Raw genomic sequence first — 15280 nt, 5'->3', positions numbered from 1 at the left:
TTGCTGCACCAATGATTCGACCTGTCCTGATCGCACTCGCCTTCGCCGCCCCCCCTGCCCTGGCCGGACCGCTTGTCGTCGCGCCGCATTTGTCGAGCCATATGGTGCTCCAGCAGGGCAAGTCGGCCGCGTTTCGCGGGAGTGGAGCCCAACCGGGCGAACAGGTCACCGTCTCGTTCAACGCCGCATCGGCCAGCGCCGCTGCAGATGCGCAGGGCCGCTGGCAGGTGACATTGCCTCCCCTCGCCCCGGGCCAGGGTGGTACGGTGATCGTCCGCACTGCAAGCGGCCAGTCGACGCGGCTGGACGATGTGGTGACCGGGGATGTCTGGCTGTGTTCGGGCCAGTCGAACATGGACTTGCCCGTCTCCGGCAGCGCCAATCCCGAACGAACGGCCCGCGAGAGCGCCGGGCTGCCGATCCGTTTGCTGAAGGTCAAGCGAACCGCATCGGCCACCCCCGCACGCGAAATCGTTCCAGAGTTCGGATGGGCACGCGCGGCCCCCGATGTCGTGAGCGGCTTTTCCGCAGCGTGCTGGTACATGGCGCGCGAAATTCTGAACCATGATCCGAAGACGCCGCTCGGCATGATCCACGCCGCCTGGGGGGGATCGACCATCGAGGACTGGATGTCCCCCGCCGCGTTGCGCGCGGCGGGCGCGTCGAAGGACCAGCTTGGCTGGGTCGAACGCTATGCGATGAACCCCCACGCGGCAGTCGCAGCGGCAGCGGCGGCGACCGACGATTGGGCTGAGCGGGTCGATCCCGGCTCGACAGACGCGGCATGGGCAGCGCCCGGGTTCGACGACAACAGCTGGGACCGGATTGCCGTACCCGGCCAATGGGAGCGATCGGGAATAGACGGACTGCGCGGCTATGACGGGATCATGTGGTTCCGCAACCGTATCGCGCTGACAGCGGCAGAGGTTGCGTCCACCCAGGATGCGACGCTTCACCTCGGTCGGATCGACGAACGCGACACGCTATGGGTCAACGGCGTGCGGGTCGGTGCGACCCTCGTTGCCGCCGAACAGCGCAGTTACCGCATTCCTGCGGGCGTGCTGCGTGCCGGGGACAATATCATCGCCGTCCGGGTCATCGATGAAATGGGAGGCGGCGGGTTCAGCGGCCCTTCCGAAGCGCTGTCGTTGGCGCTGTCCGCGACGGCCCGCAAACCGCTGCCGCGCACATGGCGCTACCGTCGCGGCACGACCGAGAGCGCGTGGAGCGAAGCCCCGCCCGCGATCCCGTGGAGTATGCCGCGCGGCATGACGATGGCGTGGAACGGGATGATCGCCCCCCTGGGCGGCACCGGCCTGCGCGGGATCGCGTGGTATCAGGGGGAATCCAACTCCAGCCGCGCCGGGAGCTATCCGGCATTGCTGCGCGCCTGGCGCTCCAGCTGGCGCACCTATTTCGCAGATCCGTCGCTGCCAGTCGTGATCGTCCAGCTGCCCGGCTACGGCCCGCGCAGCGCCCGGCCGGTCGACGCGCCATGGGCGCGGTTGCGGGAGGCGCAGCGGCTGGTCGCCCTGGACGACCCGGCGACGGGGCTTGCCGTCGCGATCGACCTTGGCATCCCGGGCGATATCCATCCCGCGCACAAGGATGTTGTCGGCCAGCGGATGGGGCAGGAAGCGCTGCGCATCGCCTATGGCGCGAAACGACCTGCGGCGCCGCAGCCGGTCGCGGCGGTCCGCACGTCCCAGGGCATCGCGATCACCTTCGCGGGGCTTGCGGGTGGGCTCGACGTCATTGGCGCAGCGGAACCGATCGGTTTCGAGCTGTGCGATGCGAAGGGCACGTGCCGCTTCGCCCGCGCGAGGGTCGTGCAGGATCGTGTCGTGCTTGTCGAACCGGGGAACCCGGCCATCGAGATCCGCTATGCCTGGCAAGGAAGCCCGCCGATCAACCTATATGCTCGAAGCGGCGTGCCGGTCCCGCCATTCCGCATCGCTATTGCGGCGGCCAAGCCGTGATGCGGGTCCTGCTGAGCGCCCCGCTGGCGGCCATCCTGCTTTGCGGAAACGCGGCGCCCGCCGATCGCTGGGCGGGCAAGCCACATGGCCCGGTCTATATCGACGATGTCGCCCCGATGAACCGCACGGTGCAGACGCGCCTGATGCCGCAGGTCGATGCCCTGCTCGAACAATTGCTACGCGAGAAGCGCGCAATGCGGCTCGCCGGCGTGGAGGTATTCAAGAGCGGCGACAAGTTCCTGCCCGGCAAGATCGCTTATGCAATGGCCCAGCGCGCGCTCGCGCTGGGCGATGACGATCCTCGGCTTCCCGACCGCCTCGCGGAGTTTGCCGACATCGCCGAGCTGACACTGGGCGATCCCAATGAAAGCTGGGGAATCTATTACTATATCGCCGCGCTGCACGATCTGGATCAGCGCGGCCTGCTGACCCGCGCGGTCCGCCCGGCGGCGCTCGCAAAGCTGCGCGCGCAACTCGACTGGCGACGCTTCGTCCGCCCCGATCTCACGCTGATCGATCTGCCCAACAATTATTACGGCGTCGCTTTCTCCATCGCGCGGCTGCGTCATTTGCTGGGTTGGGAAGACGACAGGGCTGCACAGCTACTGCTTGCGCGCACGCTCGACCATTATCGCAAATATTCTGGCGAATTCGGATTTGCCGACGAAACCGAGGGCAAGGGCCGGTTCGACCGCTATTCGGTGCTGCTGATCGGCGAAATTGCCCAACGCCTTGTGGAAACTGGCATGACTCCCTCGCCCGAGGTCAAGGCATGGTTGCGCAAGTCCGTGGACCTGCTGCTCCCCCGCTTCAACCTTTCCGGCGAAGGCTTCGAATATGGCCGGAGCATCGGCGCCTATGGCGAGACAGCCTTTCTGGAAGTGCTGACCGCCGCCGCCCTGCTGAAGGTTCTGACCCCGGAAGAAGAGCGCATGGCCTATGCGTTCTCCAGTCGTATCGCCGCGCGCTACATGGATTTCTGGGTCAATCCGCAGACCGGCTCGGTGGATCTGTGGGGACAGGGTCGTCGCACGGATGCCTATAGAGGCATCCACCGGATCTTCGGCGAGAATCTCAGCCTCGCGCGCCAATATGTCTACACGAACGCGATCTGGAACCGCCTCGGCTATCGCGGTCGGGCGCCGGATCGCCGCTACGCGCAATGGCTGCGCAATTTGCCCCGTTCGACCACGACTTGGTTCGCCCGCGGCGACTATGACCGCGCGCTGGTGACGGTCCGCCATCACGGCAAGCTGATCGGGTTGCCGATCATCAACGGCGCGGAGGGGCAGCACATGCACAACCCCTATTTTCCGGTACCGTTCTCGCCGGGGATGCTGTCCGGTTCGGCCGATGCGACCTATCCGCATCTTGTGCCGCGGATCACGCTCGCGGACGGGAGCGTGCTGATGCCGCTGGCCTATTTCAAGGATCTTAGGGTTACACGCCGCGGCAACGTCACGGAGGTCAGCTGGCGACAGGACGCTCTCGATCGGATGGGCGAGAATGAAGCCAGGCCCGACCGGCGAGCACAGATCGAGACCCGCTATGTCCTCGCGCCGGGCCGCATCACCCGGAGCGACCGGCTGCTGCTCGAACCCGGCGCGCGCGCGACCGGGATCGAGATCGAATTTGCCAGCTTCTCCTCCGGGCCGAAATCACGGGCGGGGGTGACGCGGTTCGGCCGTGGCGAGATCCGCAGCTTCGCCGCAAAGGGCTATGGCACCTGTGTCGCAAAAACACCGGATGCACCGGACTATGGTGCGCCTACCGGCCCCTTCGCCGCGGTGGTCCGCTGCCGAAATGGGGATATCGGTCGACCCTCGTCCATCAGCCTCGAATGGACGCTAAGCTACGATTGAGCAATCCAGTGTTTGTTTCGGCAAGGCTGAAACGGTCACAGCGCCGATCCAGCACAGCTGCATCTGCCTCTAGCGCAACCGCGCCGTCATCAGGAATCGTTCACGGCTTTCGGCCGCCTTGCGGCGCAGTTCGGTGATCTCGCGCTCCTCCGTCGCATCCAGCATCGCTTCGAGCAGACGGTTGAAATGCTGGCGCATCGCAACGCGGGCCGCACCCGAATCCCCGATGCGCAGCGCATCGACGATCGCGGCATGTTCGCGCTGACGGGTACGGCCGTCATGCTGACAGACGCTGGCATAGGTGGAGCGCACCTCCGGCATTTCGGTGCGCATCCGCCACAATTGTTTGATGACGTGGATCACCGCCTGGTTGCCCGAAGCGGAGGCGATCAGCAGATGAAACTCCTCGTCCGCCGCGGTCGATGCCGCGTCATCGCTGTCATCGCGCCCCATGATTTCGAGCAGTTCGTCGAGCCGGTCGAGCGTCTCGGGCGTGATCGTCGTCGCCGCCAGCGCCGCCGCCTCGCTTTCGAACAGCGAGCGCGCCTCGGTCAGTTCGAATGCGCTGACTTGCGGTGGTGCGTCGGTCGGCGCGACCATGCCGTCTGTGACATAGACGCCCGAGCCGGTCTTGATGGCCAGCAGCCCCTTTGCCTGCAGCGCGATCTCCGCCTCACGGATCGTCACGCGGCTGACGCCGAACCGCTCGGCGAGTTCGCGCTCGCCGGGCAGGCGCGTGCCGGGGGGGAACACCCCCTGATCGATCAGGGCGGTGATCTGATCGGCGATCCCCTGGTATAACCGGTCAGCCATTGCGCTTCTCACCAATTCGCATGGCACGATCCATATTGCCTTCGTGCTAAAGCGCAAGCGGCGAGCGAGCTTGGCGACGCGCGGTGCCAGTCCGCCCCTTTCAGCCGGCCAACCGACATGCGCTCCAACTGGGTGGCCGGGCGCGGGCGTCGGCTGGTGCCCCTCCCCATCAAACTAAAGCCGGAAGCGCGCGCCAATGAAGTAGCGCGGGCCGTAATAATGGTACTGCCGAATGCTACCCTTGACCGGCATGTCGGTAATCTTGGGCGAATCGAAGATATTCGTTGCTTCCAGCCGCAGCGAGATGTTGCGGTTCACGTTATAGGATGCGCGCAGGTCGAATGTCTCGTTTCCGCGCACATAGCGCAGCTGCGCGTTGCTGCCGACAAAGTCCTGATAATAGTTGGACCGGTAGTTGTAGATGCCCTGGATCGAGAAACCGTCGAGCTGGTAATAGAGTTGCGCCGAAACGACATGTGCGGAGAAGCCAGACAGGCCGGCGGGCGGGATGATGCCCTCGCTCACCGTTCCGGTCAGCGGATCGAGCACATCGCCAAGACGCAGATCCTCATTCTTGAAATTCGTGTCCGCATAGTTGTAGCTGATCTTGCCACCAAAGCCGTCGAGCGGCGCTGGCAACCAGGAAAAGCGGTTGGTCAGCGTGATCTCCACACCCCACAACTGGCTCTTGTCCGGGCTATTGGCGGTCTGAATCACCGGTACGCTGACATCCTGTCCGCCGATAACGAACTCTTCATTCGTCACGAACGGGATGAAACCGCCGCTGAACTCCTTGAAATACAAGGTGGCGGCAAACAGCGAGTCGCGGTCAGGATAATATTCGAGCGAGAGGTCGCCGTTCCATGACATCAGCGGCTTCAGGCGCGGGCTGCCATTGGCGCGGATCTCGCTAATCGCATCCTCGACCGTGGTGCCGCTGGTGTCCAGGCTGAACGTCCGCCCCGCCCCCAGGCCGCTCGGCGCCGGGCGCGACATTGCACGATAGGCGGCAGCACGCAGCAGCAGCCGGTTCGGTTCGAGTTCGAAGATTGCGTTGATGCTCGGCAGGAAGCGCGTCGTCTCGCTTTTGATCGTCACCGATTCAAAGCTGTCGTCGATCGGATCCAGGGTGATCGTGCCGTCTGGGTTATTGATCAAGTCGAACGCGCTGCGCAGACCGATCGACTCCACCTTGGTATTGACCACGCGCACACCGAAATTCCCGCGGATGGGCATATTGCCCAACTCGCTCTCATATTCGGCCATCACGTAACCGGCGAGGGTCCGTTCCGTCACATCCCGGTTTGCGGGGGACAACAGGCTGGCGGGCAGGCCGGGATCTTCCGATCCGGTATATTCACGCATCAGGCAAAGGGGGTCGAACGTCGCCCAGCTGGAGATGCTGTTGCCCTCTGCCGCATCCAGAAAACCGGTCTGGGGGAACTGCGTCCGGCACAGCTGGTTGATCCGCTGGTCCTCCGCCATCGACGGATTGTAGGTGTTCTCATTGCGGACGTCGTAATCGCGATAGGTCTGCTCGGCGAGACGACCGCCGACCGCGAGCGTGGTGATAAACCCGTCCATCCGGTAGTCGGCATCCAGCCGAACGCCCCAGATTTCATTCTGCCGCCGCGATTCATCGCGACGCGCGCGTGCATCGTCCCAGAACAGGTCATGATTTGTGACGTCGAAACGCGGATCGAACGTAACGGTCGGCGCATAATTGCCCGGCAGCACTTCATAGACATAGGGAACGCGGATATTGTTGCTCGCGAACGGCGCAGTCGAGAAGAAATTGCGGGTGCCGTTCACATCGAACTGATCGGTACGCAGCCGCACCTGACGTTCCACTTCCTTGCGGATCGTCCGCGAATAGGAACCGTCGAGCTTTAGCGTCAGTCGATCGGTCGCGTCCCAGCGCAGGTTGGCGCCGGCGCCCAGATATTCCTCCGCGCGCGACAGGTGGGTCGCGGTCGATTCGACCGCGCTCGATCCTTCCAGGCGCTGGATGATGCCATTCTCATCATACTCGACGGCGGTGTGGCCCCTCCGCATTTCCGAGATGTTGAGATCGCGGCGGTTCTCGATGAACTCGCGATCCGAATATTGTGCGTCGAGGTTCAGCTCGACCCGGTCGGAAAAGCGCCATTGCACCGCGCCAAAGATCGCGTCGCGCTGATCGACTTCGCTGATCTGGCGGAAGGTGAGCGCATTGGGGGTCAGGTAAAAGGGCGTGCCCGCCGCCGCCTGTTCCCGCGTCACTTCGCTACAGTTGTTGTTGCTGACCAGCGCCGTCGCATTGCACGCCGTCCACGTCGTGCTGGCGGCGACGGTTTCCTCCGGGTTGCTCACGCTGTTCCGCTGCACGCCGATGGCGATCCCGATATCGCCCAGCCCGCCCAGCTTGAACTGGTCGACATAGGACAGCGTTCCGCGCCAGCCCCAGGCCGACGATCCGATGATCTTGTCCTGATAGGGGCTATAATTCGCCTTGATCTCGCCCTGCACGCGCATCCGCCCGTAATCGAGCGGGCGCAGCGTGCCGATGTCGATCGTGCCGGCCACGCCGCCTTCGACCAGATCGGCTTGCTGGCTCTTGTAGATCTTGATGTTGTTGACCAGTTCGGAGGGGAACTGGTTGAAATTGACCGACCGGTCGCCCGATCCGTTGGTGGCGTCGCGTCCGTTGAACGTCGTGTTGCTGAGGAACGGACCAAGGCCCCGCAGCGCGATTTCCGATGCGCCCCCCTTTTCACGGTGCGTCGTTGCGCCGGTGATCGTCTGAATCGCCTCACCAACGGAGAGCGCCGGCAGGTCGCCGATTTCGTCGGTCGACAGCGCATCGACGATCGCGGTTTCGCGCTTCTTGACGTCGATCGAGGTCCGCAGCGTTTCGCGGATGCCGGTGACGAGGATCTCGTCCTCCTGGGTTGGAGCCGCCTCGTCCTGTGCCAGCGCCGGACCGGCGGCAATGACGGGCAGTGCCACACCCGCCAACAGCAAGTTCCGAATCATCTCAGCCGATCGTGCGGCGCGTGTGCGCTTCGCCATGAGCCCTCTCCCCAGAAGTTATCCTTATACTGGCCTAGTCACCGGCCAAGAACTTTTTGTCAACCCATTATTTAGTCCTATTCGTATAATTGGTAGGACCAATTGGTCATGGCGTGAGCTGGGACGCGAGTCCAGGAACAGCGCGGGCGAGATCCTCAGCCACTAGTCGTGCGAACACGGTCGCGCCCGCGTCTCCCAGATGGGTGTAGTCGAACTTGCGCACATGCTGGCCGCGCGGCCCGCCTGGGCGGGTCGGCAGGTCGGGCAGTCGTGCTTCTGCGGCCGATCGCGCCTTGAGCGTCGTCCCCGCTGCTGCGGCGGCACGTTCCTCCGCCGTCGGGTCGGCTTGGGCGAGCGCTATTGCCTCCGCGCCCAGCGCTTGCACGACGGCGGCGCTGCGGCGGTTGAGATCGACCACCGGAGCCTTGGTCGCGGCGGCAACCTTGCGCACTTCCTCTGCCCACGGCTCGAGCGTGTTCCGGAGCTTGCCGTTCTTGAACTCACGCCGAGTGAGCGGGGTCAGCAGTACCGGAATCGCTCCGGCAGCACGCACTTCCTCAACCATCCGGGTGAGATTGGCGGGAAACTCGCTAGTGCGGTCGGTCCAGCGTTCGGGTCGACTCGACTGATCGTTATGGCCGAACTGGATCAGCACATAGGTGGCGCGATAGCCCGGCACCCTGGCTTCGGCGATCGCGATGTCCCACGACCCTTCCTGACGATAGCTGCGCGTCGAGCGGCCGCCGCGCCCCAGATTGAGGCAGGCGACCGAGGATTTGACGTGGCGCGCGCAGAACATCCCTGCCCAGCCGCTGACCGGAGCCATGGTGGAATCGCCGACCAGAATGATCTTGTACGGCTGGAGCGGCGCCGCATCGGTGCGTGGACGATCCTGCGCCTGCGCACCGACGGGAAGCAGCGCGAGCGCGGCGGCGACGGCGAGCAGACGCGTCACGAGAAGGCCAGCCCGCCATTGATGTCCATGTTGAGGCCGGTCAGGAACGCGGCGTCGTCCGAAGCGAGGAAAGCGACTGCGGCAGCGACCTCGTCCGGATGGCCTTCGCGGCGCAGCGGGGTGTTGCCTGCCACGGCGGCGCGCCCCTCTGGCTTCGAAAAGATGTCGTGGAAGCTGGTGCCGATCAGCCCCGGGCAGAGCGCGTTGACGCGGATTCCCTGCGGCCCGAGTTCCTTGGCCCAGCTGCGCGTGAGCGTGGTCAGTGCGCCCTTTGACGCGGCGTAGATGCTCGCCCCCGGCCCGCCGCCGTCGCGCGCGGCCTGCGACGACAGGTTGACGATCGCCGACCCCTTGGCGAGGTGCGGGAGCGCTGCCTTGGTGACGAGGAAGGCGGACTTGAAATTGAGATCCATGACCGTGTCGAAGAACGCCTCGTCCATGTCGGCGAGCGTCTTGCGCGCCACCATGCCGCCCGCGCAGTTGACGAGCACGTCGATCGTGCCGCCGCCGAACTGCGCCGCTGCGGCGATCAGGCCGGCGACCGCATCGGCCTTCGTCACGTCGGCGCGGTGGAGCAAGGCGGTGCCGCCCGCGGCCTCGACCGCCGCCAGCGTATCCCGTGCCGCCGCTTCGTCGCTGCGGTAATTGATGACGACCTTTGCGCCCTCTGCTGCGAAGCGCAGCGAGATCGAGCGACCGATGTCGCGTCCACCGCCGGTGACGATGACGAGCTTGTCCTTGAAACGCATTTATGCCCCTTGGTCTTGAGTGTCGGGTTGGACGGGCGCGATGCGCCCGCCGATGAAGATGCAGATCAGCGACAGCGGCACGAGCGCGGCGCCGAGGATGAAGATCGGTGCGAAGCTGACCTTGGTCATCGCCGGGACCAGCCAGGTGGTGATGAGCGTACCGGCGACGGCGGCAGTGCCGCTGATCCCGGCGAGCGAGCCGACCGCGCCGCCGCCGAACCAGTCGCTGGGGAGCGTCTGGATATTGTTGATCGCGACCTGGAAGCCGAACAGGATCGCGGCGATCAGCAGCACCGCATAGAGCGGGGTCGCGGCGGTGGCGGTGAGCAACAGGGCCGGGAGCATGATGATGCAGCCCAATGCGATCACGCTCTTGCGCGCCTTGTCGGTGCTCCAGCCGCGCTGAATCAGCTTGCCCGACAGCCAGCCGCCCGACAGCGACCCCGCCATCGCGCCGACGAACGGCACCCAGGCGAACATGCCGATCTGCTTCACATCGAAGCCGAAGCTTTCGTTGAGGTAGATTGGCAGCCACGAGACGAACAGCCACCAGATCGGATCGAGGAAGAAGCGGCCCGACATCACCGCCCAGGCCTGACGATGGCGCAGCAGCTGGCCCATTGAGGGGGCGTAACCCGCGGGGCGGGTGCCGCCATCCTTCTCGTTCGCGCCGAGGATATGTTCGCGCTCGGCCTTGCTCAGCCAGGGATGGGCGTCGGGGTCGGATTTATAGACCCAGATCCACGGCAGCAGCCACAGAAAGCCGAACACGCCGACAATGACGAAGGTGGTGCGCCAGCCGACAAAGCCGAACAGGATCGCGATCAGCGGTGCCGAGACAATCGCGCCGAGCGAGGCGCCGGCGTTGAAGATCCCCTGCGCGAAGGCGCGTTCGGAGCGCGGGAACCAGGTGGCGTTGGCCTTGGCCGCGCCGGGCCAGTTGCCGGCCTCACTGATCCCGAGCGTCGCGCGCAATATGCCGAGGACCAGCATCGAGCGGACCAGGCTGTGCGCGGCAATCGAGATCGACCAGACGACGATCGAAATCGCGAACCCCATGCGGGTGCCGACCACGTCGAAAATCTTGCCGAAGATCGATTGGCCGAGCGCGTAGAAGACCATGAAAATGGTCACCAGCAGCGCATAATCTTCCTTGTCGGCGCCGATGTCCTTGGCGACTTCGGGCCACATCACCGCTAGCGCGTTACGGTCGATGTAATTGATGACCGTCGCGATCGCGATCAGGCCGATGATCCACCAGCGGAACCCGGATTTCATTTCAGCCTCTCCAATTGATCTTCCAGTGCTCCTGCGCAGGCAGGAGCCCAGGGCCACGGGCGACGCAGCTTGTGACCCTGGACCCCTGCTTTCGCAGGGGAACAAGGCGCGCTTTGCGAGCGTGACGCACGCATCATTGGGCAGTCCCATCGAAGCGGCCGACCGGGCCGCTCCAGTCGAGCTTGCGCCCGTTCACGGTGACGCTGTGCGCCTTGCCCGCGGTCGTATCTGTGGCGATGGCGATCAGGATCGTCTTGCCGCCGGTCAGGGTGATCGTCGCGACGCGTGCGCCGGTGGTTTCAGTGAGGGTCAGGCCGGCCACGCCGCTGCGGCTGCCAGTCGTCGTTTCGGTCGCGGCGTTGTAGCGGCCATGCGGTTCGAGCAGGCTGAGGAACGCGGCGTCCCCTGCCCCGCTCAGCCGCTGGATCAGCACCGGCTCGCGGCGCAGGTTGAAGCGCGGATCGTTCGCGCCGCTCTCGGCGACGATCAGCTGCGCGCCGGGGGTCGCCATGCGATAGCTGTAGAAGCGGCCCTGATTGATCCAGGTGACGCGGCCTTGCCCGTTTGCAAGCTGGCCGGTCGCATCGACCCAAAGGTGCTGATAGCCGTTTGCCTTGCCCAGCACCGGGCGGGTTGTGACGTTCGAGGCGAGCTTAACATCGGTGTCGATGATGTGACCGGCGAAATGCAACGGCAGGTCGTAGGTCGCCTTGCCCGCATTCTTCACCGTCATCAGATCGAGGACGAGCGGGGCGTTCTTGCCCATATCGACCTGTACCAGCGCGCGGCGGAAGGTGACGCCGGGATAGGCGCCGGCCATCTCGCCGATGCTGAAGCGCAGCGGGCCCTCGCCGACAAAGGCGAGCTGGGTCGGTGCGACGGCTTCGGCGCGCTTGAGCTTGGCGTCGAAATGGCTGGTTTCGTTGACGACCAACGTGTTGTGCGCGACGGTTTGCTTCGCCCAGCTGTCATTTTCGGGGAGGTAGCGACCGCCATCCTTCGCCTCGATATTGAGGAAGCGGGCGGCGCCATAGTCGGTCACGACCGCCTGGCCATTGTCGTAGAGCAGCCAATTGAGCTTGTCGAAATGGCCATGGCCCATGCCCTGGGCAGTGTTCTTGGCGACCACGACCTGCGCATGTTCCTGCGGGCCGGAGCGGAGGATGGCGAGCGCGCCGTCCTTGCCCTGCGGCCCGTCGCGCAGCAGCGTGGAAGCGAATGCGAACGGCTTTGCCTTGCCCGCCGCGATGTCGCGCGCGACCGCGAAGCCTTGCGGAGAGAGCGCGACCTTGTTCTGCCATTTGGCGATGCCGAGCAGGCCGGGATCACGGGTCGCGGCATAGCCGATGGCGACGCCCTGATAGAGTTCCTCGGTCTTGAGGCTCTTGTCCGGCATCGCGTCGTTGATCGGGAAGAAATAGCCGCCGTAGCTGGTTTGAATCGCGGTGCGGATCGCCTTCAGCACGATGCCGTCGCGATAGGCGAAGATCTTGCGGCCCGGCTCATTGGCCTGGATCGCCTGTGCGAACACGACGAACGGCTGGAGCGCGTAGCGTTGGTAGTAAGGCCCTTCGGCATAATAGCCGTCGGGGGAGAAGAGCAGGTCGAGCTGGCGCAGGAAGCCGACCTTGCCGCTGCGGTCGCTGCCCTTGAGCGCCTGTTCGACCAGCACTGGATCGCGCAGGACATAGCCGGCCATGCCGACCCCAGCATTGGCCCAGGTCGAATGATTATGGATACGGTCGAAGGTCCGCGCCTCGCTGGTCAGGAACGCGGCCAGGCGGCGGAAGACCTGTTCGTCGATCGTCTTGCGCTCGGCAGCGGTCAGGTCGACGCGGACGGCGTCGTAACCCTGAATCGCATGGACCAGCCACACGCTGTCGTTCAGGCTCTGCCAGAACAGCCGCCCGGGCACCTGATCCGACGCGGCGGGGTGGTTGGCGAGCGTGGGATAGAGCTTGGCATAAGCGAGCAGCAGGTCGCGGACATAGTCGGCATATTTGCGCTCGCCGGTCAGGCGATAGAGCGTGCCCGCCTGCTGGATCAGCTTGTAGTTCGCCTTGTGCCGCTCATGCGTCGGCCCGCCGCCGCGATCCTTGGGGGTCGGCACGTCGATTCCGGCGCGAATACCGGCATCGACCGACTTGCGCGCAGCGGCGAGTTCGCGCGCGAACAGCGGGGCAGTCTCGGCGCCGGCGGCCATGGCGCGATAGGCGTCGAGGCTGGTGAGGACCGGTGCGGTGGCTACGTCCTGGGCAACAGCGGGGGCCGCAGTGGCAAGCAGCAGCGCGGCGAGGGTCCTGCGGATCATCGCAGCGCCTCCATCTGATTGTCGGCAAGCACGATGTCCGGCGTCCCCTGCGGGTAGAGGCGCGTGATCGTCGGCTCGGGCGTCGCGGCGAAGACATTGGCGGTGATGCGGACGACCGGCGCGCCGACGCTGTTGGCGATGGCGATGGCCTTTGCGCGTTCGAAGCGGTTGCCGGTGATCGCCACGTTCTGCACGCCCGACAGGCGCACTGCCCCGTCGTTGATGATGCGGTTGCCGGTCATGACGAACCACGGACCGAAGGTGCTTTCATCGGTGCCGAGCCGCGCGACGTCGGCGATCGTCGCAACATCGGTGAAGTCGCTGTCGGCGATGGTGATGCGTTCGGCGCTGTACAGCCCCTTGCTGCCGGTTTCGGCGGCGGCGGCGACGACTGCACCCGAGACCTTGGCGAAGGTCGAGCGGCGGATTGCGACGTCCTCGGCAAAGGTGTCCGGAGTAGTCGCGATCACGTCGACGGCGTCACGCACGGCGACATCGCTCAGGGTGACGCGATAGTTCAAAATGCTCACCGACTGCGGCGCGCGAATGAGGGAAGCGCGCCCCGCAGTCGGTGAGGCGGCGCCGGAGAGGGTGACGCCGCTGAGGTAAAGGCTCCCGCCGGGGGTCAGCTGGAACAGGGTCGGCGCCGCGCTTTCGAGGATCGCCGTGCGCGGGCCGGAGACGGTCAGGCTATGACCGACCGGAATCGGCACGGTCACGCGATGGATGCCAGGCGCAACGCGGATCGTGTCGCCGGGACCGGACGCGGCAATCGCCTGCGCCAGCGCGCCGGGCGCGACGTCGAGCGTGCGTCCGACACTGGCGGGGGCGTCCTTCGGGTACCACGCCGGTCCTGCGTCCTCGCGCTTGAGCATCACGAGATCGCGCGGCGCACCGGTCGCGGCGAGCGCGGGATCGGCGGGATAGAGCAGGCCGTTGGCGGCGCGGACCAGCTTGATGTCGGCCTGGACGAAGCCGGCCAGCCCCTTGGGCGGCGGACCGGACTGTACGTTGCCGGTCATGGCGATACCCGATGCGTCGCCATCGACCCGCACGATGCTTTTGCCCGATGCGGTGTAGATCAGGTTATTCGCAAAACGGCTCGATACCGGCGGCGCGCTGCGTTCGGCATCTGCGCCCGCACCGAACGTGATACGCGCGGCGTCGATGATCGTGTTGCGCTCGATCAGCGCATTGGCGACCTGATGATAGCGGTTGACCGTCGAGTTCGGGACACCGTTCATGACCGCGATCGCGCTGAGGAACGACGTGCCGGTGACGTTCTCAAGATAATTGTGCCGCACCACCTGATCGCGGTTGATCACGCGGATACCACCGGTCGAGGGCTTGCCGCGCCCGAGGAAGATGTTGCGCTCGACCAGATTGCCATTGCCGTGGCGGAGCACGATCGCGCCCTGCGATTCGACCACCATATTGCCGCGGATCACGTTTCCGCCCGATTTGACCGAGACGATCTCGACCTCACCATCGCAGCCTTCGAACCAGTTATTCTCGACGGTCGACTTGGAGTCGCTCAGCGATTCGTCGCTGGTGCCGATGCGAATCGTCTCGCCGCCATTCGAGCCGAGCGGGGGACGGGGCCCAAAGAAATTATGGTCGATGCGTGCGCGATTCTCCCCCGGCTGCCCCTTGGGGCGGATCACCGCGAGGGTGACGCCGCCATTACCCTTGCCCGCGAACCAGCTGTGATCGACGCGATTGTCGGTGCCGTAGATCGCGACCCAAATGTCCTGCGCGCGGCGATCGGGATTGGTGAAGCGATCAACGACGATACCTGTAAGGCGAGTGTTGTTCGCCACCGTTTTTGAATCGACGCGCAGCGCAATCAGTTCCTTCGTCGGTGACCAGCCATCACGAAAGACGAGGTTGGAGACGATCAAATGCGCGCCGCCGATCCGCAGGTTCGACCGACCGGAAAGAATTACCTTGCCGGGCGTCTGCGCGGTCAGCGTGATCGGTTTGTCGGCGGTGCCGCGGCCAGCGAAAATGATCTGGAAATCACGCCACACCCCGTCGGCGAGCAGGATACGGTCGCCCGGTGCAGCCCGTTTCACCGCCTGCGCATAAGCCGCGGGGGTCGTCACAAGGTGATCCGCGGCAAAAGCAGCGGGCGCCACCAACGCGCATCCCATCAGCGCCCCCAACAACCGCATCGCATCCGCTCCTGTCTATTGGAACGTGGACTAACCAATTGGCATAAACCAATCAAGGCCGAATTATACCATATGGAATAATTGGTATAAACAATCTGGATCGCTCTT

9 protein-coding genes are annotated in these 15280 nt (G+C 65.0%); 2 read left to right on the top strand and 7 right to left on the bottom strand.

The genetic code is table 11. The annotated features are described in order from the left end of the window. Positions 1 to 11 precede the first annotated feature (11 nt). Together FPZ54_RS03285 and FPZ54_RS03280 are read left to right on the top strand one after the other, a co-directional pair. Complete coding sequence (locus tag FPZ54_RS03285) at positions 12 to 1979, top strand: sialate O-acetylesterase (protein WP_145844950.1); 1968 nt, start codon at positions 12 to 14, stop codon at positions 1977 to 1979. Continuing rightward, the gene (locus FPZ54_RS03280; protein ID WP_145844948.1) at positions 1979 to 3841 is read left to right on the top strand and encodes a hypothetical protein; all 1863 of its coding nucleotides are present in this window, start codon (positions 1979 to 1981) and stop codon (positions 3839 to 3841) included. The genes FPZ54_RS03285 and FPZ54_RS03280 overlap by 1 nt, the downstream gene beginning before the upstream one ends. A gap of 69 nt (positions 3842 to 3910) precedes the next feature. Here the strand turns inward: FPZ54_RS03280 and FPZ54_RS03275 are convergent, their stop codons facing one another. The 7 genes from FPZ54_RS03275 to FPZ54_RS03245 form a co-directional block, all read right to left on the bottom strand. Next, complete coding sequence (locus FPZ54_RS03275; RefSeq protein WP_145844946.1) at positions 3911 to 4654, bottom strand: FadR/GntR family transcriptional regulator; 744 nt, start codon at positions 4652 to 4654, stop codon at positions 3911 to 3913. 174 nt (positions 4655 to 4828) lie between these two features. Further along, positions 4829 to 7705, bottom strand: a complete 2877-nt coding sequence (locus FPZ54_RS03270; RefSeq protein WP_222428345.1) for a TonB-dependent receptor — start codon at positions 7703 to 7705, stop codon at positions 4829 to 4831. A 106-nt stretch (positions 7706 to 7811) separates the two neighbouring features. Further along, positions 7812 to 8660 carry a rhamnogalacturonan acetylesterase gene (locus FPZ54_RS03265; RefSeq protein WP_145844942.1) on the bottom strand — a complete coding sequence of 283 codons (849 nt, stop codon included), beginning with the start codon at positions 8658 to 8660 and terminating at the stop codon, positions 7812 to 7814. Then, on the bottom strand, positions 8657 to 9409 hold the full coding sequence (locus FPZ54_RS03260) for an SDR family NAD(P)-dependent oxidoreductase (protein WP_145844940.1): 753 nt from the start codon (positions 9407 to 9409) through the stop codon (positions 8657 to 8659). The genes FPZ54_RS03265 and FPZ54_RS03260 overlap by 4 nt, the downstream gene beginning before the upstream one ends. After that, positions 9410 to 10687 (bottom strand): MFS transporter, encoded by a 1278-nt coding sequence (locus FPZ54_RS03255; protein ID WP_145844939.1) that lies wholly within the window; start codon positions 10685 to 10687, stop codon positions 9410 to 9412. A gap of 133 nt (positions 10688 to 10820) precedes the next feature. Then, complete coding sequence (locus tag FPZ54_RS03250; protein WP_145844937.1) at positions 10821 to 12998, bottom strand: alginate lyase family protein; 2178 nt, start codon at positions 12996 to 12998, stop codon at positions 10821 to 10823. After that, positions 12995 to 15172 (bottom strand): polysaccharide lyase 6 family protein, encoded by a 2178-nt coding sequence (locus tag FPZ54_RS03245; RefSeq protein WP_239019694.1) that lies wholly within the window; start codon positions 15170 to 15172, stop codon positions 12995 to 12997. Before FPZ54_RS03245 ends, FPZ54_RS03250 begins: the two co-directional genes overlap by 4 nt. Positions 15173 to 15280: the final 108 nt, after the last annotated feature.

This window comes from Sphingomonas suaedae (assembly GCF_007833215.1).
Taxonomy (GTDB): Bacteria; Pseudomonadota; Alphaproteobacteria; order Sphingomonadales; family Sphingomonadaceae; genus Sphingomonas; species Sphingomonas suaedae.
The sequence above is the reverse complement of the archived record's forward strand: the minus strand, read 5'-3'. Positions and strand labels throughout refer to the sequence as shown.